Annotated in this window: 20 protein-coding genes; 17 read left to right on the forward strand and 3 right to left on the reverse strand. The window is 63.8% G+C overall.

The window, feature by feature from the left end:
* Window positions 1–19: 19 nt before the first annotated feature.
* On the forward strand, window positions 20–2,530 hold the full coding sequence (locus tag AC0QUY_RS13425; protein WP_475387182.1) for a circularly permuted type 2 ATP-grasp protein: 2,511 nt from the start codon (window positions 20–22) through the stop codon (window positions 2,528–2,530).
* Entirely contained in the window at window positions 2,527–3,405 is an 879-nt protein-coding gene (locus AC0QUY_RS13430) for a transglutaminase family protein (RefSeq protein WP_475387183.1), read from the forward strand. The genes AC0QUY_RS13425 and AC0QUY_RS13430 overlap by 4 nt, the downstream gene beginning before the upstream one ends.
* 73 nt (window positions 3,406–3,478) lie before the next feature.
* Here AC0QUY_RS13430 and AC0QUY_RS13435 read toward each other — a convergent pair whose 3' ends face one another.
* Window positions 3,479–5,185, reverse strand: a complete 1,707-nt coding sequence (locus tag AC0QUY_RS13435; protein ID WP_161852970.1) for a methyl-accepting chemotaxis protein — start codon at window positions 5,183–5,185, stop codon at window positions 3,479–3,481.
* 706 nt (window positions 5,186–5,891) lie between these two features.
* Here AC0QUY_RS13435 and AC0QUY_RS13440 point away from each other — a divergent pair.
* The 8 genes from AC0QUY_RS13440 (at window position 5,892) to AC0QUY_RS13475 (ending at window position 16,112) form a co-directional block, all read left to right on the forward strand.
* The gene (locus tag AC0QUY_RS13440) at window positions 5,892–6,089 is read left to right on the forward strand and encodes a hypothetical protein (RefSeq protein WP_246738068.1); all 198 of its coding nucleotides are present in this window, start codon (window positions 5,892–5,894) and stop codon (window positions 6,087–6,089) included.
* Between the two features lie 127 nt (window positions 6,090–6,216).
* Window positions 6,217–7,599 carry an ethanolamine ammonia-lyase subunit EutB gene (locus AC0QUY_RS13445; RefSeq protein ID WP_475387184.1) on the forward strand — a complete coding sequence of 461 codons (1,383 nt, stop codon included), beginning with the start codon at window positions 6,217–6,219 and terminating at the stop codon, window positions 7,597–7,599.
* Window positions 7,600–7,734: 135 nt separating this feature from the next.
* Complete coding sequence (locus AC0QUY_RS13450) at window positions 7,735–9,321, forward strand: B12-binding domain-containing radical SAM protein (protein ID WP_475387185.1); 1,587 nt, start codon at window positions 7,735–7,737, stop codon at window positions 9,319–9,321.
* 6 nt (window positions 9,322–9,327) lie between these two features.
* The gene (gene eutC, locus AC0QUY_RS13455) at window positions 9,328–10,101 is read left to right on the forward strand and encodes an ethanolamine ammonia-lyase subunit EutC (protein WP_475387186.1); all 774 of its coding nucleotides are present in this window, start codon (window positions 9,328–9,330) and stop codon (window positions 10,099–10,101) included.
* Between the two features lie 90 nt (window positions 10,102–10,191).
* Entirely contained in the window at window positions 10,192–10,851 is a 660-nt protein-coding gene (locus AC0QUY_RS13460; RefSeq protein WP_475387187.1) for an acyltransferase family protein, read from the forward strand.
* Entirely contained in the window at window positions 10,836–12,185 is a 1,350-nt protein-coding gene (locus tag AC0QUY_RS13465; protein WP_475387188.1) for an acyltransferase family protein, read from the forward strand. Before AC0QUY_RS13460 ends, AC0QUY_RS13465 begins: the two co-directional genes overlap by 16 nt.
* Window positions 12,186–12,524: 339 nt before the next feature.
* Window positions 12,525–14,915 (forward strand): efflux RND transporter permease subunit, encoded by a 2,391-nt coding sequence (locus AC0QUY_RS13470; protein WP_475387189.1) that lies wholly within the window; start codon window positions 12,525–12,527, stop codon window positions 14,913–14,915.
* A gap of 138 nt (window positions 14,916–15,053) precedes the next feature.
* Entirely contained in the window at window positions 15,054–16,112 is a 1,059-nt protein-coding gene (locus AC0QUY_RS13475; RefSeq protein ID WP_475387190.1) for a hypothetical protein, read from the forward strand.
* A 70-nt stretch (window positions 16,113–16,182) separates the two neighbouring features.
* On the opposite strand, the gene AC0QUY_RS13480 is transcribed toward AC0QUY_RS13475, so the two are convergent.
* Window positions 16,183–16,686 (reverse strand): hypothetical protein, encoded by a 504-nt coding sequence (locus AC0QUY_RS13480; RefSeq protein WP_161852977.1) that lies wholly within the window; start codon window positions 16,684–16,686, stop codon window positions 16,183–16,185.
* Between the two features lie 146 nt (window positions 16,687–16,832).
* On the opposite strand from AC0QUY_RS13480, the gene AC0QUY_RS13485 reads away from it, so the two are divergent.
* From AC0QUY_RS13485 to AC0QUY_RS13515, 7 genes are all read left to right on the forward strand, one after another.
* Complete coding sequence (locus AC0QUY_RS13485; RefSeq protein WP_161852978.1) at window positions 16,833–17,132, forward strand: hypothetical protein; 300 nt, start codon at window positions 16,833–16,835, stop codon at window positions 17,130–17,132.
* The gene (locus tag AC0QUY_RS13490; RefSeq protein ID WP_161852979.1) at window positions 17,125–17,364 is read left to right on the forward strand and encodes a hypothetical protein; all 240 of its coding nucleotides are present in this window, start codon (window positions 17,125–17,127) and stop codon (window positions 17,362–17,364) included. The genes AC0QUY_RS13485 and AC0QUY_RS13490 overlap by 8 nt, the downstream gene beginning before the upstream one ends.
* Window positions 17,365–17,557: 193 nt before the next feature.
* Window positions 17,558–18,436 (forward strand): squalene synthase HpnC, encoded by an 879-nt coding sequence (hpnC, locus tag AC0QUY_RS13495; protein WP_161852980.1) that lies wholly within the window; start codon window positions 17,558–17,560, stop codon window positions 18,434–18,436.
* Window positions 18,433–19,272: a presqualene diphosphate synthase HpnD gene (hpnD, locus tag AC0QUY_RS13500; protein ID WP_475387191.1), complete on the forward strand. Its 840-nt coding sequence runs from the start codon at window positions 18,433–18,435 to the stop codon at window positions 19,270–19,272. Before hpnC ends, hpnD begins: the two co-directional genes overlap by 4 nt.
* Window positions 19,272–20,525, forward strand: a complete 1,254-nt coding sequence (gene hpnE, locus AC0QUY_RS13505) for a hydroxysqualene dehydroxylase HpnE (RefSeq protein ID WP_475387192.1) — start codon at window positions 19,272–19,274, stop codon at window positions 20,523–20,525. Before hpnD ends, hpnE begins: the two co-directional genes overlap by 1 nt.
* A gap of 65 nt (window positions 20,526–20,590) precedes the next feature.
* Window positions 20,591–22,570 carry a squalene--hopene cyclase gene (gene shc, locus AC0QUY_RS13510; RefSeq protein ID WP_475387256.1) on the forward strand — a complete coding sequence of 660 codons (1,980 nt, stop codon included), beginning with the start codon at window positions 20,591–20,593 and terminating at the stop codon, window positions 22,568–22,570.
* The gene (locus tag AC0QUY_RS13515; RefSeq protein WP_371419261.1) at window positions 22,567–23,313 is read left to right on the forward strand and encodes a phosphorylase; all 747 of its coding nucleotides are present in this window, start codon (window positions 22,567–22,569) and stop codon (window positions 23,311–23,313) included. Before shc ends, AC0QUY_RS13515 begins: the two co-directional genes overlap by 4 nt.
* Before the next feature lie 101 nt (window positions 23,314–23,414).
* On the opposite strand, the gene hpnH is transcribed toward AC0QUY_RS13515, so the two are convergent.
* Entirely contained in the window at window positions 23,415–24,575 is a 1,161-nt protein-coding gene (gene hpnH, locus AC0QUY_RS13520) for an adenosyl-hopene transferase HpnH (protein WP_475387193.1), read from the reverse strand.
* Window positions 24,576–24,579: the final 4 nt, after the last annotated feature.

Genomic DNA, 24,579 nt, shown 5'->3' on the forward strand with positions numbered 1-24,579 from the left:
ACGGTCTCGGGGAATCGGAATGTCAGGCCAGGGCAACAGTCAGGAGAGCAAGGCCCGTCCGGGCCAGCGCCGGATGGCGCAATGGACGCGCGACTATGCGCGTCTGCCCGGAATCCCTGACGAATATATAGGGCCTGATGGCGCGCCCCGCGCCGCCTGGGCCCGCTTCTTCGATGCCTTTGCGGCGCTTTCGCCGGTCGATATCGAGCGGCGCTTCGCCTCCGCCGACCGCCATCTGCGCGAGGCCGGCGTCACCTATCGGGCGCCCGGCGAGACCGCCGACCGGCTGTGGCCGCTCAGCCATCTGCCGCTGATCATCGACGAGACCGACTGGCAGCAACTGACCACCGGCATCGCGCAGCGCGCGCAGTTGTTCGAAATGATCCTGCGCGATCTCTATGGCGATGGCCGGCTGGTCAACGAGGGCGCGGTGCCAGCGGCCGCGATTGCCGGCAGCAACGAATATCTGCGCGCCGTCTGCGGCGTCAAACCGCCCGGCGGGCGTCATCTGCATTTCTATGCTGCCGATGTCGGCCGCGGCCCCGACGGCCGCTGGTGGGTATTGAACGACCGCACGCAGGCGCCGTCGGGCGCTGGTTACGCACTCGAAAACCGCCTGGTGCTGTCGCGCGCCTTTTCCAATCTCTACAAGTCGATGAACGTCGAGCGGGTGGCGCCGTTCTTCGAGGCGTTCCGCGATTCATTGCGCGCCAGCGCCGACCGCGACGAGCCGCGGATCGGCTTGCTGACGCCGGGGGCCTTCAGCGAAACCTATTTCGAACACGCCACGCTGGCGCGCTATCTCGGCTTTCTGCTGGTCGAGGGCGACGATCTCGCCGTCAGCGGCGACCGCATCCATATCCGCACCGTCGCGGGGCTGAAGCGGCTAGACGTGTTGCTGCGCCGGGTCGATTCCAATTTTCTCGATCCGCTCGAACTCGATGCCTCCTCGCAGCTCGGTGTGCCCGGCCTGATCGACGTCGTGCGCAAGGGCGGCGTGGTGATCGCCAACATGCCGGGCTCGGGCGTGCTGGAGGCGAGGGCGCTGCTTGGCTTCCTGCCAAGCCTGTGCCGGCGTCTGCTCGGCGAGACCTTGATCATGCCGCACATCGCGACCTGGTGGTGCGGCCAGAAATCCGCGCGCGAGGAGGTGCTGTCGCGGCTGGAGGATTTCGCGATCGAGGGCGCCTATGGTCGCGCCGTTCCTGGCTTTTCCAGCCATGGGCCGGTGCTTGCCGGCGAGCTGCCGCCCGACGAACGCGACCGGCTCAGGCAGGCGATCACCGACCGCGGCATCGATTACGTCGGTCAGGAACTGGTGCGGCTGTCGACCACACCGGTATGGGAGCGGGGGCGGATCACGCCGCGCCCGTTTGTGCTCCGGGTATTTGCCGCGGCCACCCCGCAGGGGTGGACCATATTGCCCGGCGGTTTCTGCCGGATCGCCGACCAACCCGATGCCCGCGCGGTGTCGATGGGGGACGGCGCGCGAGCGGCCGACGTCTGGGTGGTTTCCGACAAGGCGGTCTCGACTTCGACGCTGCTGCCGGCCGCCGAAACCGTACGGATCAGGCGGATCGCCGGCGTGGTGCCGAGCCGCGCCGCGGACAATTTATTCTGGCTCGGCCGCTATCTCGAACGCGCCGAGGCGACGCTGCGGCTGATCCGCGCGCTCGGCACCTCGACGCGCGATCCGGCCAACGGCGCGCCAACCGCGCTGCATTCGGTCGAGCGCATCCAGCGAATTCTGGTCACGTGGGGCGCGACTTCGCAGGCGACGCGGACCAACCCGGCGCGGGTCATCGCCGAGGCGCTGCAGAGCGAAGAGAAGTTCGGCTCGGCGCTTTCTCTGGTGCGATCGGTGCAACGCACCGCGAGCTCGCTGCGCGAGCGGCTGTCGCCCGACGCCTGGCAGATCATCACCGAGATGGTGGAGCGCCTCGCGCTGCAGGTCGACGACGACGACAGCGTCGTCAGTGCCGCCGAACTGACGCTGCAGGAGCTGGCGAGCCTTGCCGGCCTCGCACAGGAGAACATGAACCGCGCCGCCGGCTGGCGCTTCCTCGACATGGGCCGCCGCGCCGAGCGCGCCATCAACACCGTGCGGTTTGCGCGGCAGTTTGCCTATGACGAAGCGGGCGAGGATGACCTCGATGCCCTGCTGACGCTGGTGGATTGCCAGATCACCTACCGCTCGCGCTATCTGGTTGGGCCGGCGCTGGCGCCGGTGCGGGATCTTGCGGTGCTCGATCCCTATAATCCGCGCTCGGTCGCGTTTCAGGTGGCGACGCTGAACGATCATATCGCAGCCCTGCCGAGCCTGAAGGAGCACGGCCTGATCGAGCGGCCACAACGGTTGGCCGTGGCATTGCAGGCAACGCTGACGACGGGAGAGGCCGCAGCGCTCGACGTCACGACCATGTTCGGGCTCGAACAGGCTCTGCTCAATCTCGCCGACGCGATTGGTCAGCATTATTTCCCGCACGGACCGCATGCGAGCCGGCCGGAGAAGCTGACGGGCCTCGCGTGATCTACGACATCCGTCACGTCACGACCTATGCTTACGAGAGCCCGGTAAGCTTTGCGCGCTGCTCGCTGCGACTGGAGCCGCGGAGCAGCGACGGGCAGCAATTGATCTCACATTCGGTCGAGATCCGGCCGCGGCCGGCCGAGCGCACGGCGCGGCGCGACTTTTTCGGAACCCATACCGAGAGCGTGCTGATCGAGACCGCGCATCGCAATTTGCGGATCGATTCCCGCTCGCGGGTTTCGGTCTCGCGCCGGGCGCCTGCTCGCGCGGCGCCCAGCCCGTCCTGGGAGCGCATCCGCGACGTGGCATTCGAGGCCACCAGTCTTGGTCCCGCTTCGCCGGTCGGGTACGTCTTTGCGAGTTCGCTGGTGCCGGTGCTGGCGCCGCTCACCGCCTATGCGGCACCAAGCTTCCCGCCGGGCAGCGGCATCCTCGCAGGCGCCGTCGACCTTATGTCCCGGATCCGCAACGACTTCAGGTATGACCCTAAAGCCACCGTGATTTCGACGCCGCTCCGGGAAGTGCTCGAAAAGCGCCACGGCGTCTGCCAGGACTTTGCCCATGTGATGATCGCGGGCCTGCGCGGGCTCGGCCTGCCGGCGGCCTATGTCAGCGGCTATCTCCGAACCATTCCGCCCGCCGGCCAGCCGCGCCTGCAGGGCGCCGACGCCAGCCACGCCTGGGTGTCGGTCTGGTGCGGCCCCGAATTCGGCTGGGTCGGCTTCGACCCGACCAACGACCTGCTGGTCGAGAACGACCACATCATCCTGTCGATCGGCAGGGATTTTTCCGACGTCTCGCCAGTCGACGGCATCATCGTTGGATCGCGCAAGCAGAAGCTCGGCGTCGCCGTCGATGTGGTGCTGGTGGAGTGAGGGGCTAAGACCGAGGGCCGTCGCTCCCTCACCCGCAAGCGCGAGAGGTGAGGGCTACTGCGCCAAAGGCGCCTTACGTCCCCGTCTTTCGCATTTGCTCGGATGAATCCGCGCGCAGATTGCGGAAGAATTTTTCGACCTCGCGGGACAGCGTATCGGCGGTGGCCGTCAGTTCGCTGGAGGCGGTGAGGACGGAGGCCGCGGCGGTGCTGGTCGTGCCGATCGCATCGCTGAGCGAAGAGATATTGACCACCAGCGTTCCGTTGCCCTGTGCCGCCAGTTGCGCATTCGACGATATCTCGCGGGTGGCCGAATCCTGCTGCTCGATCGCGCTGGCGATGATGGAAGTCACCTCGTTGATCTCGCGCACCGCATTGCCGATCTCGCGGACCGCTTCGACGGAGGTCTTGGTCGAGGTCTGGATCAGGCCGACGTTCTGCCCGATTTCGGCGGTCGCTTTCGCCGTCTGCTCGGCCAGCGCCTTGACCTCGTGAGCGACCACGGCAAAGCCGCGGCCGGCATCGCCGGCACGCGCCGCTTCGATCGTCGCGTTGAGCGCCAGGAGATTGGTCTGCTCGGCGATCGCCTGGATCAGGCTCAGCACGCCGTCGATGCGCTGGGTCGCTGCCGCAAGGCCCTCGATTTCGGCGACCGATTTCTCGGTGCGTTGGCCCGCCTGCTCGACGGCGCTGGCCGATTGCCGGACCTGGCGGCCGATTTCCTCGACGGAGGCAGAAAGCTCCTCGGCGGCGCTGGCGACGGCAGAGACGTTGCTGGAAGCCTGCTCGGTCGCACTGTTGGCGGCTACCGCGCGTCCGCTTGCTTCCGATGAGACGTTGGCGATGGTCTCCGCGGTGCCGCGCATCGACGTCGCATTGTCCTTGACCGCGCGCAGCACGCCGCCGATCGCTTCCCGGAAGGCATCGACGGAGGCCTCGATGTGGCGGGAACGCTCGTCGCGCGCCTTGGAATCCCCCAGCACCTGCGAATTGAGGTTGCGGTTGCGATCCATCGCTTCCTGGAAGATCTTGATGGCACGGGCCAACGCACCGATCTCGTCGGCGCGACCGGTATGCGGCACCTCGACGCCCTCAGTGCCGTCGGCAACCTGCTTGATGGTGGCGGTGATGACCGACAGCGGGCGGGCAATCGAGCGCGCAATGATCAGGATGCCGATGACCACCACCGCCAGCGCCATGACGCCAAGGGCGGTCAGTACAAAGGCCATCGTGTGGTTGGTATCGGTCTGCTGCGCCAGCTTGCGGCTGCGTTCGGCGTAGACCTTGGACAGCGCCTCGAGATCCTTGTTCAGCGCGGTACGCACTTCGCGGTTGGCGTCATTGTCGCCCCATTCGCGCCCGGCGGCCGCGTTGATCTCGACGCCGCGGCGAACCAGCTCCTTGCGGAAGTCGACGAATTGCTGGATGCGCTTCTTGAAGGTGGCAAACTGCTGGGCGTCATCGGCCTGGACCAGCGCCTCCCAGTTCTTCACGACGTCGAGGATGCGGTCGTTGAACTTGAGCAGCCCGTCGCCGTATTTCTTCACCACCGGGGGTTCTGTCGACATGTAGATGCCGCGGGATTCCATCACGACCGCATAGACCAGCGAATTGATGCGCTCGACATTGAGCGCGGCGCGGCTGGCGATCGAGACCGCTTCGGTGAGGGCGGCGTTCTGGCGGGTGTTGTAGTCGGACAGCGCCGTGATGGCGGCGACCAGCAGCGCGAACAGCGCGAAGATCGAATACAATTTGGCCGCGAGCGAAAACCGGGATGCCATGGTGTCACCAAAAACGGGTACGGGATTTTACTATTCAGCAGTATCGGCAAGCCGGAGCAGGTCCAGTAAATGCCTTCGACTTAAGCAAATTGTGCTGAACTTTGATGGAGATTGTCTTAACGCGCGAAATTCGACGAGCTGCAACTAACCCAAATAGTCATGGAGCTTCAGATAATTACAGGGATGGGGTGTGTCGCCGCGCTGGGAAAATTCGGCAGCCTTACGCGACCGGAGCGGGCTCTGATATATCGGCGCAATTGGAGGTGGCTGTCCGGGCGGCAGACGCGGGGGCCCGCGCGACCTACGGACGCAAGCAAGCGCAAGCGTTCGTCGGGAAGGCCATCCGCATTGGCGCGCACGTGAGCAGCGAATCAAGCTAGACAGCGAACGCAGCGACGGAATCTGGTCGACCGCGTCTTGCCGGGGCGGCTAACGCGAAATCCTTAAGCCTTCGTCTCGAACCATCACGTGACGCCTGATGTCACAGGCGCCCGCAGCTTCGACTATGCGTGAGAACGGGAACTCATGGCTCAAAGTGGCGCCTTGCTGGGCAATGTCGATCTCTACCTTCACGTCCGAGTCCTGATCGCCATCATCCTCGGGCTCAGCGTTACCCGGTTGGCCAGCGGCGTCGCGGCATTGATCCAGCATCCCGGCCGCTACGCGGTCTGGTGTATGTTTATCTCGGCTGGGTCGCCCGGGCTTTGTGGCGCTGGCGGAAGCGCTCGATGTGGTCGACACCCTGATAAAGGGTCAAGCCCATCTGCAATCGCTGGGACTCGAATATCTTCCGCGGATCGGCATATTCGTATTGAAATGTGTGGTGGCCGCGACAACGCGCAATGTCAGGTTCCATGCGCTGTTCGTGTTCGCCGGGCTCGCCTATGAGATAAGCTTGAACTAGCCGGAGGCGGTTGGCCGGGGCGGCCACGCCGCGCTCGAAAGTCGCCTAAACTCTTCTTCCACACTGTCGCGCGTGTGATGATAGGGTAGCGAGGCAGCGGAGCGGGTACGGGCGCAGGAAAGTCAGCATGGTCTATCGCCAGATCATCGGTGCCACCTCCTATGTATTCGCAGATTTGCGCGAGCTGCTCGCCACGGCGACGCCGCCGCGGTCGGGCGACCGTCTTGCCGGTGTCGCCGCTGACAGCGCGGAAGCGATGATCGCGGCGCGGATGGCGCTCGCCGACGTGCCGCTCAAGCAATTCCTCAACGAGGCCGTCATTCCTTATGAGGACGACGAGATCACGCGGCTAATCATCGACAGCCACGACGCCCCGGGCTTTGCGGCCATCTCGTCGCTGACCGTCGGCGGCTTCCGCGACTGGCTGCTCTCCGATGCGGCGACCGGCGAATCCTTGGCGAAGGTTTCGCGCGGGGTCACGCCGGAAATGGCCGCCGGCGTCTCGAAACTGATGCGCAACCAGGACCTGATCCTGGTTGCCAAAAAATGCGCCGTGACCACGGCGTTTCGCAACACCATCGGCCTGAAGGGGCGGATGAGCGTGCGGCTGCAGCCCAATCATCCCTTCGACGACGCCAAGGGCATTACCGCGTCGATCCTCGACGGCATTCTGCTGGGGTCGGGCGATGCCTGCATCGGCATCAATCCGGCCAGCGACGACCCGGCCGTGATCGGCGAACTGCTGCGTCTGCTCGACGGCATCATCGCGCGGCTGCAGGTCCCGACGCAGAGCTGCATGCTCACCCACGTCACCACCACGCTCGGATTGATCGGGCAGGGGGCGCCGGTCGATCTGGTGTTCCAGTCGATCGCGGGAACGGAGGCGGCCAACCGCAGCTTTGGCGTCGATCTCGCGCTGCTCCGCGAGGCGCACGCGGCCGGGCTGTCGCTGCGCCGCGGCACGGTCGGCGAGAATGTGATGTATTTCGAGACCGGGCAGGGTTCGGCGCTGTCGGCCAACGCCAATCACAATGTCGACCAGCAGACCTGCGAGGCGCGGGCCTATGCGGTGGCGCGCGCCTTCGATCCGCTGCTGGTCAACAGCGTGGTCGGCTTCATCGGCCCGGAATATCTGTATGACGGCAAGGAAATCATCCGCGCCGGCCTGGAGGATCATTTCTGCGGCAAGCTGCTCGGCCTGCCGCTCGGTGTCGATGTCTGCTACACCAACCATGCCGAGGCCGATCAGGACGACATGGATAATCTCTTGACGCTATTGGCGGCCGCCGGCGTCACCTTCATCATGGGCGTGCCGGGGGCCGACGACGTCATGCTGAACTATCAGTCGACCTCGTTCCACGACGCGCTCTATGTCCGCGACCTGTTCGGCCTGAAACGGGCGCCGGAATTCGACGACTGGCTGGTTCGGTCCGGCCTTGCGGGCGCCGATTTCCGGCTTGCGGGGAACACAGGTCTGCTGCCCGAATTTGCCTCACGCCTGATCGCCTGAGCCCTGGCCCCCGGCCGGCAGATTTTCGTGCAACCAATTGAACCCACAACGAGTTGTGACTGTCACAATATTGAAGAACTTCTGGCCCAGCTTTCAATGTCGTGGTTAAATTCGCGCCAGCCTTGAGGAAATTTGATGAGAGCTGAAGGCATCGGAACGGTACGGCGTATTCTGTGCGTCTTTCCGCGCTATACGTCTTCTTTCGGTACGTTCGAGCACGCTTATCCCCTGACCGACGGCGTCCAGGCGTTCATGCCGCCGCAAGGCCTTCTCCTGATCGCGGCCTATCTTCCGGCCGATTGGCCGGTCCGTTTCGTCGACGAGAACATTCGTCCCGCCTCGAGGGAAGATTTCGAATGGGCGGAGGCGGTGTTCGTCAGCGGCATGCACATCCAGCGCCAGCAGATGAACGACATCTGCCGCCGCGCCCATGGCTTCGAGCTTCCTGTGGCGATCGGCGGTCCCTCGGTCAGCGCGTGTCCGGATTACTATCCCTCGTTCGACTATCTGCATGTCGGCGAACTCGGCGACGCCACCAACGACCTGCTTGCGCGGTTGGCGCAAGACCCGTCACGCCCTGCGCAGCAGGTGGTGCTGACGACCAAAGACCGGCTGTCGATGACCGAGTTTCCGATCCCGGCCTACGAGCTGGCGGAAGTGAAAAAATATCTGCTCGGCAGCATCCAGTTCTCCAGCGGCTGTCCCTATCAGTGCGAATTCTGCGACATCCCCGGCCTCTATGGCCGCAACCCGCGCCTGAAGACGCCTGAGCAGATCGTTGCCGAATTGGACAGGCTGCGCGAATGCGGCATGACCGACACGATCTATTTCGTCGACGACAATTTCATCGGCAACCGCAAGGCCGCGTTGGACCTGCTGCCGCATCTGATCAAATGGCAGAAGAGGACAGGATATGTCGTGCGGCTGGCCTGCGAGGCGACGCTGAACATCGCCAAGCGGCCGGAGATCCTCGAGAAGATGCGGGAGGCGCAGTTCGTCACCGTGTTCTGCGGCATCGAGACGCCGGATCCCGATGCGCTGAAGGCGATGCACAAGGACCACAACATGATGGTCCCGATCCTCGAGGGCATCCAGACCATCAATTCCTACGGCATGGAGGTCGTCTCCGGCATCATCATGGGGCTCGATACCGACAAGCCCGGCACCGCGGATGCGCTGCTTAACTTCGTCGATGAATCGCGGATTCCGCTACTCACCATCAACCTGCTTCAGGCGCTGCCGAAGACGCCGCTGTGGGACCGGCTGGAGCGCGAGGGGCGTCTCAATGACGACGACAGCCGCGATTCCAATGTCGAATTCCTGATGCCTTATGAGGACGTCGTCAGCTCCTGGAAGCGATGCATGGAGATCGCCTACGAGCCCGAGAAGCTGTTCGCGCGCTACGAGTATCAGTGCGACTACACCTATGCCAACCGCATCAAGGTGCCGGTCGCACCCGAAATGAAGAGCTGGCGCAACATCCGCCGCGCGCTGATCATGCTGCGCAATATCTTCTGGCAGGTCGGCGTGCTCGGCGACTACAGGCGCGTGTTCTGGAAGTTCGCGATTCGACGGCTCCGGCGCGGCGATATCGAGGGGTTCATCGGGTCGGCCACCATCGCGCATCATCTGATCAAGTTCGCGCGTGCAGCCTCCGGTGGCCAGCAGAACGCGTCGAACTATTCGATCCGGCTGCGCGAAGCCTCGGTCCCTGCCGAGTAATAACTCATGAAAACGCCGGCGCCGCCGTCCCGCCCGCTCGAAGCCTTGCGGGAGCTGACGCCGGCGCGCGTCGGCCTCGGCCGCTCCGGCGCGAGCATGCCGACCGACGCGCTGCTTGCCTTCACCCTCGACCACGCCCGCGCACGCGACGCCGTGCATGCCGCCTTCGATGCGCCACATCTGGTTGCCGGATTGGCCGGCCTCGGCCTCGAGGTCAGCGAGGTTTCCAGTCAGGCGCGCGACCGTGGCGACTACCTGCGCCGTCCCGATCTCGGACGCCTGTTGGACCCGGATTCGCGGCGCGCGCTGGAAGAGCGCAGCGGCGGCGCGGGTGAGATCGTGATCGTGATCGGCGACGGGTTGTCGCCGGCGGCCGTCAATCTCCACGCGATCGAACTGGTCCGTCATCTCGCGCCGCGCTTCACGGAGGCGGGAATCCGGTGCGGCCATGTCGTAGTCGCATCCGGCGCACGTGTGGCGCTCGGCGACGAGATCGGCGCGGTGCTTGGGGCGCGGATGGTGGTGATGCTGATCGGCGAGCGGCCCGGCCTGTCGGCGCCAGACAGTCTCGGCGCCTATCTGACCTTTGCGCCGCGCATCGGCCTCACCGACGAGAAGCGCAACTGCGTGTCCAACATCCACGGCGCGGGCCTGAGCTATGATGAAGCCGCCTTCAAGATCGCGTGGCTGGTACGCGAAGCCATCGCGCGCCAAGTCACCGGCGTGGCGCTGAAGGATGAAAGCGGAACCGCGCTGATCTCCGCCAGGCCGATCGACTGAGCCCGAAAACGAATCGACATGTGGCCGCTCCGCCACGGTCAGCCAACCCGCGCCTGATATAAGCGACCAGGCAGCGGGCAGAGATTGGCTATGGAGAAGGCGGGGACGACATCAGGCGCGGCTGGCAAGCGTGCGAGTGCGGACGGGTTCCGGCTCGACATTAATGCACTCCGGGCGCTTTCGGTGATCGCCGTCGTCGGCTTTCACTTCCAGATACCGGGATTCGCCGGAGGATTCGTCGGTGTCGACGTCTTCCTTGTCATCACCGGCTATTTCATGACGACGAAGGTGCTGAACGACCTGCGGCTCAGCCGCTTTTCGCCGTGGACTTTCTGGATGATGCGGATGCGCAGGATCTATCCTGCGCTTGCGGTGCTGACCATTGCGTCGGTCATTGTCGGCTGGTTCGTGACCTTGCCGGCCGAATATCTAAAACATTTGCTCCAGGCGCTGTCGGCGCTGACCTTCTTTTCGAACTTCGCCTTCAAGAGCGACAGCGGCTATTTCGCCATGGCGGCCCAGACCAAACCGCTGCTGCACACCTGGTCGCTGTCGCTGGAGTGGCAGTTCTATTTCTTCATGCCACTGATCGTTGGCCTGGTCTGGCGGCTTGCTTTGCGCGCTAAGTCAGGGATCAATGCGGTGGTCGTTGCGCTGCAGGTCTTCGCGGCCCTGTCGTTGGCGTGGTGTCTGTGGGCAAGCCAGCACGATGCGACGGGAGAGCCTGGGAGCCGTTGGCTGGCGGATTGATCGCGGCCGCGGAGATCCGACGCCGCTCGGAAGGCGTGAAAACGTCATGGCTGGAACAGCCAATCATCGCGCTTGCCGGCTGGGCGCTTGTCGCAGCCTGCACCATTTATCCTTTGCCGGAAGCGCGATGGCCCGGCGTGCTCACCATCCTGCCGATCCTCGGCGCTTCCATGATCGTCGCGGCGCGGCAGGGAACAGGCGAGGGTGGTCTGCTCGCACTGTCTCCGATCCAGCGCATCGGCGACTGGTCCTACTCGATCTATTTGTGGCACTGGCCGATCTGGGTGTTCGCCCTGGGCTGGCTGGCGGTGCGCGGTTATGACGTGGGCAGCGCGCAGAAGATCGTGATGGTGCTGGCCTCGCTGGCGCTCGGCGCGCTGTCTTACCGCTACGTCGAGCAACCGGTCCGAATGCAGCGCCATTTCTGGACGCCGCGCGCTTTGCTGACGGCTTCAGGCGTCTCGTTCGCGGTGTTCGCCGGCTTTGTGTCGCTGGCGTTCCTCAATCATGGCTTTCCGGGCAGGCTGCCGGACTATCTGCTGCCGGCTGAGCTCGCGCGAAGAACCAACACGCCACGCGATGAGTGTTTCCGGAACGCAAACTCCACCAAGAAGGCGACCGAGACCTATTGCAGTTTCGGCAGCGCGTCGGCCGCGGCCAGACCATCGGCGATCCTGTGGGGCGATTCCTTTGCCAACCAGTATCTCGAACCGATTTCATCGGCCGCGCTGGCCAACAGCATTCACGGGCTAATCGCGACACAGAGCGGGTGCAGGGCCTTCGTCGACGATGCGGCAGGCCATGCAAGCGATCAGCGGACATGCCGGCAATTCAATCGCAGCACGCTGGATTTCGTGCTGGCGCAAGCGGAGCCGAGCATCGTCGTGCTTGGCAGCATCTGGGGCACCGCCGCTGAGGTTTCTGTTCTGGTGGACAGACTGCTTGCGGCGGGCAAGACCGTCGTATTCATCATGCCGCTACTGCACATCGGCTTCGATCTGCCGCAGCGGTGGATCGAAAACCAGATCCGCGCGGGTAAGGCGATCGACGAATGGAAAGTCGAGGCCAGCCCCGGCCTGACGATGAGCACCTTTCGGGGCGAGCTCGCAGGCGTGCTCGACCGGCACCGTGATAATCCGCATCTCCTGACCGTGGACCCGTTGTCCGTCGTCTGCGAGCACGGCTATTGCTATCTGGTCCGGAACGGGCAGGCCAACTTCCGCGACACCGCGCATATTTCCAACGTCAATGCGAGCCAATATGCCGGCCTGTTCGATGCAGCGTTCAAGGCTGCACTCCGCGCCGGAACGGAAGCGGAGCAGAAAAAGGACTGAGTGGCGCCTTGCTCGCCTCGTGCGTGCCGTTTCCCGAAAAATTGACCGGAGGTCGTCGCACCGCGCCGGCACGACCGGGGTGGTCGTTATCCGGTGGGACCGTGCCGGCGGGTGTGGCAAATCAGAGACTTAACGCGGATTTTCGTCATCTTCATGCCGATTTGCCCTCTCCCGCATGCTTGCCGGATGGGGCTTCGCCCTGTAAAACGGCGCCGGTTAATTTACCGCGTGATTTCAATGGTTAGCGCCGATCGGATGATGGTTGTCAAAGCCGCCTTCGCGCCACCAACTGCATAAGCCAAGCTGCACGAACAGGCCGACGTGAGAACTGGACAGGGTATGCTCGACAAGAACTCCGAAAGTCACGTCCACGTCGAAGCCATCGAGGAGCCGCCGCCGGGCAAGAGCATCGCCTTCGGGCTCGAGCGCATGGGCCTGATCGCGGTCAAGGCGCCGATCCTGTCCCTGATCATTCTCGCCGCGCTGATCGTGGCCGCGCTGTTCGGCATCGAGCGGATCAAGATCGACGACTCGCTGAGCCAGTTGTTCCGCTCCGACTCCAAGGACTACAAGCAATACGAGGCCGTGACCAAGCGCTTCCCGGCGACCGAATTCGACGTGCTCGTCGTGGTCGAGGGCAAAACGCTGCTGGCTCGCGAGAACCTCGAAAAGATCCGCGACATGGTCACCGACCTGCAACTGGTCGAGGGCGTGCGCGGTCTGGTCTCGCTGTTTTCGGCGCGCCAGGCGCCGGAGCCCGGCAAGCTGCCCGCCGCGCTGTTCCCGCCTGAACTGCCGCAAGGCGCCGCCTACGAGAAGTTTGCCGAGACCGTCAAATCGAACGAGATCATTCGCGGCAAGCTGCTATCGGAAGACGGCACGCTGGCGCTGATCGTGCTGTCGCTGGAGCCGAAGGTCGTTTCCTCAAACGAGCTCGGCAAGGTGGTCGGGGAAATGCGGAAGATCATGGCCGAGGATCTCGCCGACAGCGGTCTCAACGCGCAGCTTTCCGGCGTGCCCGTCATGCAGCTCGAGATCCGCAACGCGGTCAAGCGCGACGGGCTGACCTACAACATCCTCGGCATTCTGGCCGGCTGTATCATCGCGATCATTTTCTTCCGCAAGATATCGTTCATGGTGGTCGCGGCTTTCCCGCCGATCATCGCGATCCTGCTCGCGCTCGGCGGCCTCGGCTGGGCCGGTTTCAATCTCAACATGTTCCTGAACGTGATGACGCCGCTCATCATGGTGATCAGCTTCTCGGACTCGATGCAGTTGACGTTCGCGGCGCGCGATCGCCTGATCGCGGGCCAGGACAAGCTGACCGCCTTCACCAATGCCGTGCTGGTGGTGGGCCCGGCCTGCGTGCTCACCCATGCAACCGCCGGCATTTCGTTCATTGCCCTGCAATTCTCCGATTCCGAACTGATCCGCAAATTCGGCGAGGCCGGCCTTGCCGCCACCATCATCGCGCTGGTCGCCGTGCTCTCGCTGGTTCCGGTGTTCGGCGTGCTGTTCGTCCGCAACGAGAAGATCTTTGCCGTCAAGTTCCAGAGCGCGGATGCCGGCGTGCAGATGCTGCGCAATTTCTGCTACTGGATCGCGGTGCGCATGGTCGGCCGCCCCGGCATGTTCAGCCTGATCGCGCTGCTCTTTGTCGGTGCACTCGGCTATATCTACGCCACGCTGGAGCCGCGCTATCGGCTCGCGGACCAGGTGCCGGACAAGCGGCAGGCAGTGGCGGCGTCGAGCCGCCTCGACGCCAAGCTCACCGGCGCCAATCCGATCGACGTGCTGATCGAATTCCCCAAGGGCGCCTCGCTCTATGCGCCGGATACGCTGAAGACGATCGCCGAAGTTCACGCCATGGTCGAGAAATCGGCTGGCGTCGGCAACGTCTGGTCGCTCGAAACCCTGCGCCGCTGGCTCGCCGAGAAAGCCGGCAGCGGTGACGTCGAAACGCTGAAGCAATATGTCAGCGTCATCCCCGAGCATCTGGTCCGCCGTTTCATCTCGGCCGATCAAGATGCGGTGGTGGTGTCGGGGCGCGTGCCCGATCTCGATTCCAGCGAAATCCTTCCCGTGGTCGACAAGCTCGACAAGGCGCTCGACAAGGTGCGCGCCGAGCATCCCGGTTTTGAGATCGCTGTCACAGGTCTGTCGGCGATCGCCGCCCGCAACAGCGCCAACATGATTTCGAAGCTCAATCACGGCCTGACGATCGAGTTCCTGCTGGTCGCGGTCTTCATCGGCCTCGCGTTCCGCTCGGTCGTGGTGATGTTCTCCTGCATTCTGCCCGGCATTTTCCCGGTCGTGGCATCGGGCACGGTGCTGTGGATACTGGGCGAGGGCCTGCAATTCGCCAGCGTGGTCGCGCTGACGGTGTCGTTCGGCCTGGGGCTTTCCGCCACCATCCACTTCCTCAACCGCTTGCGGCTGGAGAGCAAGCCGGGCGTCGGCTCGGCGCTGGCGGTGGAGCGCGCCACTGTGCTGGTCGGCCCGGCGCTGATCCTGACCACGGTGGTGCTGGCCTGCGGTCTCGTCGTCACCGTGTTCTCCGACCTGCCGTCGTTGCGGCTGTTCGGCTGGCTCAGCGCATTCTCGATGATCGCAGCGCTGGTGGCCGACCTATTCATCCTGCGGCCGACCTCGATGTTCCTGATCAATTTGTCGGAGAAGATTCGCGGGATCGACCACACCAAGCCGGCCGAGAACAAGCCTGCCGGATAACAGGCGCGACATAGCGTTTTCGAGCGAAATGGATCCCGGTTCGCGTAAAGAAAACGCGTCAAAGAAAAAAGCGAGAGCCGGATAAGGCTCGAGCATAACAACGCTGCCGATCAACGGCAGCCGCAGAAGGGCTGAGGAATGACGTCTGCAGGATTAGCCGCCCGACCTGCGGCCGACGCTGCCGCCTACCGCGCGGTCGAACACATCTACCATTCCTATCTCACCGGGCTGATCCTGATGCTGGCCTCGCGGGCGGGCGCGCCGCGCGCCGCCGAGGTGGTGTTCCGCACCTTCCGGCGGCAGCAACTGGCGCGCTTCCTGCCCGGATTGAAGAAGCTCGGTCTCGACAAGCTCCCGCATGCGGTCGCCTGCGCGCAATATCACTATCTCTCGAACCAGGTCGGCGGCGTGAAGGTCGAGTATGTCCATGAGAGCGACAGCAAGGCCTGGGTGCGCTATCCGCCGCCGCGCTGGATCTGGTCGGGTACCGCGATCTGCGGCATTCCTTCCGAAGTGTCGCGGGCGATGCTGCGCGGGTGGCACGCCAACAACGGCGTCGTGCTCGGCAATCCCAGGCTCGGCTTTGTCTGCACGGGCCAGACCGTCGACGGCCAGCCAGGGCTGGAAGGTTACTACAAGGAGTGGGATCGCGACCTCGCGCCGGAGGAGCGGCTGCAGTTTTCGCCCGGCGAGCGCTGCCCGCCGTTCCAGGCCGATCTCGCGCCACGGCTGCCGGCGACGACGTGGCCGGAGGAGCGGCTGCAAAAAGTGCTGCGCAATTATGCGATGGAGTACGTCACCTCGATCGTGCCGGAAACCATCGCCGTGCTTGGCCCGGAGGAGGGCGGTCATTTGGCGGGTGCCGCGGCACGTCTGGTCGGGATGCACACCTTTGACGACGTCGCCGCGATGCTGGGCGGGGTCGAGGCGGGCGCGGCCGGTTTCGCAACGGCCTTCGCCCGGCTGTCGCGCGCGCAGGATGACGATGCCGAACTGAAGCTGGAAGGCGCGCATGTCACCGTGCGCCAGACATCGTGGCGGCTGATGGCAGAGCGCGAAGCGCTCTCGCCTGCCGTGTTCGATGCCTGGAACGAATTGTGGGTCGGCGCCGCGCTGGCGCATGACCGCTTTATGCGCGTCGAGGTAACGGAACGCCGCGACCGCGGCGACGCGCATTGGGCGTGGCAATTTCGCTAGACGGGTCGCCAAAATGAAAATGGCGGCACTCCGGGGGACGCCGCCATTCGCGCTGCCTCGAAAGGCTGTATCAGGTTCTCGTCATCGTGATCTTGACGCCGCGGATCTCACCCTTGGAGTCGATCTGCACGGACTGCTTGTTGCCGGTGGTGCGCAAATTCAGGTTGGCCGCAAATCCGGAGGCCTCGACGAACACCTCGATCTGGCCGCCACCTGCGGTGCCCTGCAGATTGCCGAAGATATTGCGGCTCTTTTCGCTCCAGTTGCCGGAGATGCGGTCACCCTGACTGGTGACGTCGCTCGACAGGTCGAACTTGTAGCTGTCGCTGGCGCAGTGCAGATTTTGCTTCAGGCCAAGCCCGTTGGCGTTGACTTTGTAATCGGCCTTGCAGCGGATGTTCTCGGTGGTGCCGTTGGAAAGCGCGACCGTGCCGGTGCCGCTCCAGTTTCCATCAAAGCCGGCAAACGGGCCGCCCGCCTGGGCATGGCTTGCGGTGACCGACAACATGAGCGCGGCGCCGACGCCGGCCGCTGCGAGAGCCTGACCGAGCAACCTGGAACCAAATAGTTTCATCGTGAGTTTTCCCATCAAATAGACGTTCTTTTGCAAAGATACGTCTCGCCGCATCGAAGATTTAGTGTTCCCGCAGTATCTTAGGTTCAAATGACGGCGGTGCCGTTTCCACCGGTTGCGGCAGGAAAATGGGCACAGGCAGCCGAATGGAATCGATCGTTCGCATCGGCACCGTCGCTGCAGCATCTAGCTTTGCGCCGCGTCGTCTGCAATATCCAATTGCTGGGCGGCTGTTGCAAAAATACACGTTAAATATCAGTTGGTTATTTAACGTGCTGAAGTCGTCGTCGATGTCGCCGCAAATTTGGCCGCATTTGCCCTGCTTGTCGTCGGCACGCTGCTGCGCTACGCGGCACCTGCCATCCCACAAAATCCCCCCGGCGATGCCGAAACGCAAATCGGGAACAGGATTTCATGCTGCCGAAATGAAGGAATACGATGCGTAAATCTCTCCTGGCCCTCACCTTGTTATCGATCTCGGTTTCGTCGAACGCCGCCTTCGCCCAGCAACAGCGCAGCGGAACGGCGGAGGAGCAGAAGGCCTGTACGCGCGATGTGCAGAAGTTCTGCCGTCCGGTCATCGATCAGGGCGATCTGACGATCCTGGCGTGCCTCAAGGAGAATCGGCCCAAGATCAGCCCGGCCTGCAACCAGGTTCTCAAGAACAACGGCCAATAAGACGCTCCAGCGTCCGTTAACCCTCGCGGCAGAGCCATTTTCCGGCTCTATGACGCGCGTCACGGGCGGGGCTAATCAGCCCATATAGCATTGGTTTTGGCTGCGGATTCCCCTATATGGGGCCCGCAATCACCTTGCATGCGCCGAAGCATCGGCGCATGCGGCCAATCCCGATTGATGTAGCCAGTTCCTGATGACCACCGCGAGCGACCTGCGATCCGGAAAGACCGACCGCGACGAGAATTTTCCGGTCGCGTCATGGATCATTCATCCGCGTCACCGGGCGCTGATTCTTGCATTCTATAATTTCGTCCGGACAGCCGACGACATCGCCGATCATGCCGAGCTCAGCGCAGACGAGAAGCTGCGCTATCTCGATCTGTTCGAGGCCGAGCTACTGGGCAAGGGCGATACGCAGAAGGAAGCGGTCATCCTGCGCCAGGCTCTTGCCGAGCGTTCAATGGCGCCGCGGCACGCGCTCGACGTGCTGGTAGCGTTCCGGATGGACGTCACCAAGCTGCGCTACGAGAACTGGGATGACGTCATTCACTATTGCCGTTATTCAGCCATGCCGGTCGGCCGCTTCATGCTCGATGTCCATGGCGAGAGCACCTCGACCTGGGCCGCATCCGACGCGCTATGCGCGGGCTTGCAGATCAACAACCATTTGCAGGACTGCGGCAAGGACTACAGGAATCTCAATCGCGTCTACCTGCCGCGCGACGCACTGGCCGCCAGCGGCGCCACCGTCGAGATGCTGGGCGAGGCGAAGTCGCAGCCGGCGCTATTGCAATGCCTTCATGCGCTCGCGGTGCGCACCGAAACCCTGCTGAATGAAAGCAAATCGTTGAGCGCCGAAGTAAAGGATTTCCGGCTCGGGCTGGATATTTCCGTAATCCAGGCATTTGCCGACCAGATCGTCGGCATGCTGAAGGTGCGCGATCCGCTCAGCGAGCGCGTGCATTTGAGCAAGCTGGAGTTGCTCGGCCATACCTTCGGCGGCATCGCGGGCGAGATTGCCCGCCGCGCGGTGGGACGCCGCCCGCTCTCGAAACCGGCGGCCGGCGCATGACAGTGCAGACGGCGGCGGCCAACGCAGATTACGGCACCACCGCGTCCGGCAGCTCGTTCTATGCCGCGATGCGCATCCTGCCGCGCGACCAGCGCCAGGCAATGTTCCAGATCTACAGCTTCTGCCGGCAGGTCGACGACATCGCCGACTCCCACGGACCGCGACCGGAGCGGCTCGCCGCGCTCCAGCAATGGCGCGACGACATCGACGCTCTCTATCAGGGCCATCCGCCGCCGCGCCTGCAGGATTACGCCGCATCCGTCAAAGCCTTCGGCCTCAAGCGCGAGGATTTTCTCGCGATCGTCGACGGCATGGAGATGGACGTGCCGCAGGACATCCGCGCGCCGGACCTCGCCACCCTCGATCTTTATTGCGACCGCGTCGCCAGCGCCGTCGGCCGCCTGTCGGTACGCGTGTTCGGCCTGCCCGAGGAAGACGGCATCCTGCTCGCCCACCATCTCGGCCGCGCGCTGCAATTGACCAACATCCTGCGCGACATCGATGAAGACGCCGGCCTCGGCCGTCTGTATTTGCCCCGCGAAAGCCTGCTGCTTGCCGGCATCACGACCGACGATCCGCAGCGCGTGACCGTCGATCGCGCATTGCCGAAAGTTTGCCTGGCGCTCGGCGAGCGCGCGAAAAAGCATTTTGAGAAAGCCGACGAAATCATGAAACGCAATTCGCGGCGCGTCGTGCGCGCGCCGCGGATCATGTCGAAATATTACCGCGTGATTCTGGACCTGTTGCTGGCGAGGGGCTTTGCCCCTCCGCGCGAGCCGGTTCGCGTCCACAAATGGGCGAAGATTGCCATCCTTCTCCGTTACGCGATCATCTGATGCAGAAAAACGCTCATATCATCGGCGCCGGCATTTCCGGCCTTTCGGCGGCCGTGCGGCTCGCCAACGCCAATTACCGCGTGCATGTACACGAGGCCACGCAACAGGCCGGCGGCCGCTGCCGTTCCTATTTCGACGCGGCCACCAATCTCACCATCGACAACGGCAACCATCTGTTGTTGTCCGGCAATAGCCATGCACGGGCCTATGCCAGGTCGATCGGCACCGAGGCCGGGCTGGTCGGGCCGAAGCTGGCGCAGTTTCCCTTTGCCGACATCTCAACAGGCCAGCGCTGGCTGCTCGACCTCGGCGATGGCAAACTGCCGCTGTGGGTGTTCGACGAGGCGCGCCGTGTTCCCGATACCGGGCTGCGCGACTATCTCGCCTTGATGCCGCTGATTTGGGCGCGCACCGGCAAACTGGTCGGCGACACGATCCCCTGCAAGGGCACGCTGTACGACCGGCTGGTGCAGCCGCTGCTGCTGGCCGCGCTCAATGTCGATCCGCCCGAGGGCTCGGCGGGCCTGGCCGGCGCAATTGTGCGGGAAACGCTGCTGGCGGGCGGGCAGGCCTGCCGGCCGCTGATCGCGCGCGATGGCCTCAGCGCGGTGCTGGTCGAGCCCGCGATCAAGCTGTTGCAGGACAAGGGGGCCTCGATCCAGTTCGGCCATGAGCTGCGCGAGTTCGCGATGACGGGGAACGCCGTCGGCGAACTGAAATTCGGCAGCGACACGGTTGCACTTGGTCCCGACGATGTCGTGGTGCTCGCGGTGCCGCCGCGACCCGCGGCATCGCTGCTACCAGGCCTGAAGACGCCGACAAAATTCCGCGCCATCGTCAATGCGCATTTCCGCTACGATCCGCCGAAGGATGCGGCGCCGATTCTCGGCGTCGTCGGTGGTCTCGTTGAATGGCTGTTCGCGTTCCCGCAGCGGCTGTCGATCACCATCAGCAATGGCGATCGGCTGGTCGATATGCCGCGCGAAGAACTCGCGCTGGCGATCTGGCGCGACGTCTGCAAGGCCGCCGGCCTGCCGGCCGAATTGCCGCTGCCGCCCTGGCAGATCGTGCGCGAACGCCGTGCTACGTTCGAGGCGACGCCGGAGCAAAATGCGCTACGGCCGGGGGCGGTGACTTCATTCAAAAACCTGTTTCTCGCCGGCGACTGGACCGATACCGGGCTGCCGGCAACCATCGAGGGATCGGTGCGGTCGGGTGACCGCGCCGCCGATCTGGTCCTGGCGAGGTCTTGAGGCCTGGCGGGACGTGCGTGACCGGCTTCACAGAGCCTGTCGCGAAGATAGGGATGTATAGCGAAATGCTTGCCATCGACAAAACCATCGCAGCCGATTCCGTCGCGACAGTCGATCCCGTCGCGCTGGAGAGGAGCATCTCGTCGGCGACCGAAGCGCTGCTCGGCTACCGGCAATCCGATGGACACTTTGTGTTCGAACTGGAGGCCGACAGCACCATTCCTTCCGAATATATCCTGCTGCGGCACTATCTCGGCGAGCCCGTCGACAGCGAACTCGAAGCCAAGATCGCCAACTATCTGCGCCGCACGCAAGGCAATCATGGCGGCTGGCCGCTGGTACAGGACGGCCCGCTCGACATGAGCGCCAGCGTCAAATCCTATTTTGCGCTGAAGATGATCGGCGATTCCGTCGATGCGCCGCACATGGTGCGCGCGCGCGAGGCGATCCACAGCCACGGCGGTGCTGCCCGCGTCAACGTCTTCACGCGGTTCTTGCTCGCTTTCTACGGCGTGCTGAGCTGGCGAGCGGTGCCGGTATTGCCGGTCGAGATCATGCTGCTGCCGATGTGGTCGCCGTTCCATCTCAACAAGATTTCCTACTGGGCGCGCACCACGATCGTGCCGCTGATGGTGCTGGCGGCGCTGAAGCCGTTGGCGAGGAATCCCAAGGGCGTCGGCATCGACGAACTGTTCCTGCAGGATCCCAAATCGGTCGGCATGAACAAGAAGGCGCCGCATCAGAGCTGGGGCTGGTTCACGCTGTTCAGTACGCTCGACAAGATCCTGCGCGTGGTCGAGCCGCTATTTCCGAAAAAGCTGCGCCAGCGCGCGATCGACGCGGCGCTTGCGTTCACCGAGGAGCGGCTGAATGGCGAAGACGGCATGGGCGCGATCTATCCGCCGATGGCCAACATCGTCATGATGTATGACGCGCTCGGCAAGGATGCCGACTATCCGCCGCGCGCGGTCACCCGCAAGGGCATCGACAAGCTGCTGGTGATCAGTGAACACGACGCCTATTGCCAGCCCTGCGTCTCGCCGGTGTGGGACACCGCGCTGACCTGCCACGCGCTGGCGGAGGCCGGCGGCGAGGATACGCTCAAGAAAATGAAGGATGGCCTCGACTGGCTGAAGCCACGGCAGGTGCTCGACCTCAAGGGCGACTGGGCGGCAAAGGCGCCCGACGTCCGCCCCGGCGGCTGGGCGTTCCAGTACAACAACGCCCATTATCCCGACCTCGACGACACCGCCGTGGTGGTGATGGCGATGGACCGGACGCGCCGTCAGTCCGGCGGCAAGGAATATGATACGGCAATTGCGCGCGGCCGCGAGTGGATCGAGGGCCTGCAGAGCCGCGATGGCGGCTGGGCCGCTTTCGACGTCAACAATCTCGAATACTATCTCAACAACATCCCGTTCTCCGATCACGGCGCGCTGCTCGATCCGCCGACCGAGGACGTCACCGCGCGCTGCATCTCGATGCTGGCGCAGCTCGGCGAGACCGCCGAGACCAGCAAGTCGGTCGCGGACGGGACCGCCTATTTGCGCCGCACTCAGCTTGCGGAAGGGTCATGGTACGGCCGCTGGGGTCTGAACTACATCTACGGAACCTGGTCAGTGCTCTGCGCGCTCAACGCCGCCGGCGTCGACCACCAGGATCCGATGATGCGCAAGGCTGTGGATTGGCTGGTTTCGATCCAGAACAAGGATGGCGGCTGGGGCGAGGATGCCGTCAGCTATCGCTTGGACTACAAGGGATTCGAGGATGCGCCGTCGACGTCCTCGCAAACGGCATGGGCCTTGCTTGGATTGATGGCGGCCGGAGAGGTGGAGAACCCGGCTGTCGTGCGCGGCGTGGAGTACCTAAAAGCCACACAGACCGAGAAAGGGCTTTGGGACGAGGCGCGTTACACGGCTACAGGCTTTCCGCGGGTGTTTTATTTGCGGTATCATGGCTACTCGAAATTCTTTCCGCTCTGGGCGCTGGCGCGGTACCGGAATTTGAGAAGCACCAACAGCAGGGTGGTAGGGGTCGGGATGTGACTTGGGGGGCGGGGGCCGCCGCGATTGCGGACAATCAGATTGATCGTGATTCGATCGATGCGCGGCCGGTTTTGATTGTTACAGGATTAGTGCAGGAAGCCCGCATCGCGGCCGGGCCCGGCATGATCGTCATCTGCAGTTCCAGCGATCCGCAGCAATTGCGCGCACTGCTGGCAACGCTGGATTCTACCACTTTCAGAGGTGTCATTTCATTCGGCGTCGCTGGCGGGCTCGATCCGTCGCTGAAGTCTGGCGACGTGGTGGTGGCGACCGAGGTTCTGGCCGGCGATACCCGTTTTCTGGCTGGTCTGGCGCTGAACGAGGAAATGATCGCGCATGCGGCACTTCGTCGCCGGCGCGTCGTCCGCGGCGTTCTTTCCGGCGTAGAACAGGTGATCGCGGCGACCGCCTGCAAGGCCGCGCTGCATTCGGAGACGGGCGCAGCTGCCGTCGATATGGAGAGCCATATTGCCGCAGCCTATGCGGCCGAGGCCGGCTTGCCGTTCGCGGCGCTGCGCGTCATTTCCGATCCGGCCAGCCGGGCGCTTCCCGCGATCGCCATGAACGCGATCAAGCCGAATGGCGACATCGACCTCGGCAAGGTGCTGCGCGGGGTTGCGCGCAATCCGACCTCGTTGCGCGCGCTGGTCTCCACCGGACTGGATTTCAACCGCGCGCTACGCTCGCTGCGCGGCTGCCGCGGCTTTCTGCATGGCGAGAGCCTTGCCATGGCGGAGGCCTGATCTGCAGCGGCTTTAGGCTCTAGGATTTCGAGGGGCGTCAAACAAAAGAAAGGGCCTCGGTTCGTTCAGGAACCGAGGCCCAAATCTTTTTCTCATCCCGCTCAAGCGGCGGTGGAAGCCTTTTCCTGCTGCTTGGCGGCGGCGGCAGCCGCCTCGTCGCGGCGGATTTCCGACAGTTTCTTCTGAACCTGTTCGGAGAAGATGTATTGCGCCGGGCGCTGCTTGGAGAGATCGATCTCGGGCGCCATCGGACCGGTGGTGCGGACGCCCCTGAGCGCCACCCACATCGCCTTGAGCGGGTTGTTGAGCGCCGCGGTGGCCGCGGTCGGCTCGTAGCCGCAATGCGCCATGCAGTCAGCGCACTTTTCGTAACGGCCGGTGCCGTAGGAATCCCAGTCCGTGGTCTCCATCAGCTCCTTGAAGGTCTTGGTATAGCCTTCGCCGAGCAGGTAGCACGGCTTCTGCCAGCCGAAGATGTTGCGCGCCGGCATGCCCCACGGCGTGCATTCGTAGGATTGGTTGCCGGCGAGGAAGTCGAGGAACAGGCCGGAATGCATGAAGTTCCACTTCTTGCCCTTGCCGAGCGCAAAGACGTCGCGGAACAGCTTCTTGGTCTTGGTGCGGTTGAGGAAGTGCTCCTGGTCCGGGGCGCGCTCATAGGCGTAACCCGGCGACATCGAGACGCCGACACCGAGCTCGGTCGTGAGGTCGAGGAATTTGGCGATCTCTTCCGCCGGATGGCCGTCGAAGATCGTGGCGTTGACGTTGACGGTGAAGCCGCGCGCCTTCGCAGCCTTGATCGCGGAAACCGCGCGGTCGAACACGCCCTTCTGCGATACCGCCTTGTCGTGATGTTCCTTCAGGCCGTCGAGATGCACCGAGAAGAACAGATACGGCGAGGGCTCGAACAGATCGAGCTTCTTTTCCAGAAGCAGCGCGTTGGTGCACAGCGAGACGAACTTCTTGCGCTCGATCAGACCGCGCACGATCTCGCCGATCTCCTTATGGATCAGAGGTTCCCCGCCGGGGATCGCCACCATGGGCGCGCCGCATTCGTCGGCCGCATCCCAGCATTCCTGCGCGGTCATGCGGCGGTTGAGGATCGCATCGGGATAGTCGATCTTGCCGCAGCCAACGCAGGCGAGGTTACAGCGGAACAGCGGCTCCAGCATCAGCACGAGCGGGTAGCGTTTCCGGCCAAGCAGCTTCTGCTTCATGAGATAGCCGCCGATACGCATTTCCTTGAAGAACGGTATTGCCATTGAG

The sequence above is a fragment of the Bradyrhizobium sp. WYCCWR15520 genome, assembly GCF_056174665.1.

What these genes read in the sequence shown, in the direction of transcription:
- AC0QUY_RS13445 (WP_475387184.1), top strand. Translation starts at nt 6,217, where the DNA reads ATGGTCTATCGCCAGATCATCGGTGCCACCTCCTATGTATTCGCAGAT.
- hpnE (WP_475387192.1), top strand. Translation starts at nt 19,272, where the DNA reads ATGCAGAAAAACGCTCATATCATCGGCGCCGGCATTTCCGGCCTTTCG.
- AC0QUY_RS13480 (WP_161852977.1), bottom strand. Translation starts at nt 16,686, where the DNA reads ATGAAACTATTTGGTTCCAGGTTGCTCGGTCAGGCTCTCGCAGCGGCC.
- AC0QUY_RS13450 (WP_475387185.1), top strand. Translation starts at nt 7,735, where the DNA reads ATGAGAGCTGAAGGCATCGGAACGGTACGGCGTATTCTGTGCGTCTTT.
- hpnD (WP_475387191.1), top strand. Translation starts at nt 18,433, where the DNA reads ATGACAGTGCAGACGGCGGCGGCCAACGCAGATTACGGCACCACCGCG.
- AC0QUY_RS13485 (WP_161852978.1), top strand. Translation starts at nt 16,833, where the DNA reads ATGGAATCGATCGTTCGCATCGGCACCGTCGCTGCAGCATCTAGCTTT.
- eutC (WP_475387186.1), top strand. Translation starts at nt 9,328, where the DNA reads ATGAAAACGCCGGCGCCGCCGTCCCGCCCGCTCGAAGCCTTGCGGGAG.
- AC0QUY_RS13475 (WP_475387190.1), top strand. Translation starts at nt 15,054, where the DNA reads ATGACGTCTGCAGGATTAGCCGCCCGACCTGCGGCCGACGCTGCCGCC.
- AC0QUY_RS13470 (WP_475387189.1), top strand. Translation starts at nt 12,525, where the DNA reads ATGCTCGACAAGAACTCCGAAAGTCACGTCCACGTCGAAGCCATCGAG.
- shc (WP_475387256.1), top strand. Translation starts at nt 20,591, where the DNA reads ATGCTTGCCATCGACAAAACCATCGCAGCCGATTCCGTCGCGACAGTC.
- AC0QUY_RS13460 (WP_475387187.1), top strand. Translation starts at nt 10,192, where the DNA reads ATGGAGAAGGCGGGGACGACATCAGGCGCGGCTGGCAAGCGTGCGAGT.
- hpnH (WP_475387193.1), bottom strand. Translation starts at nt 24,575, where the DNA reads ATGGCAATACCGTTCTTCAAGGAAATGCGTATCGGCGGCTATCTCATG.
- hpnC (WP_161852980.1), top strand. Translation starts at nt 17,558, where the DNA reads ATGACCACCGCGAGCGACCTGCGATCCGGAAAGACCGACCGCGACGAG.
- AC0QUY_RS13490 (WP_161852979.1), top strand. Translation starts at nt 17,125, where the DNA reads ATGCGTAAATCTCTCCTGGCCCTCACCTTGTTATCGATCTCGGTTTCG.
- AC0QUY_RS13425 (WP_475387182.1), top strand. Translation starts at nt 20, where the DNA reads ATGTCAGGCCAGGGCAACAGTCAGGAGAGCAAGGCCCGTCCGGGCCAG.
- AC0QUY_RS13435 (WP_161852970.1), bottom strand. Translation starts at nt 5,185, where the DNA reads ATGGCATCCCGGTTTTCGCTCGCGGCCAAATTGTATTCGATCTTCGCG.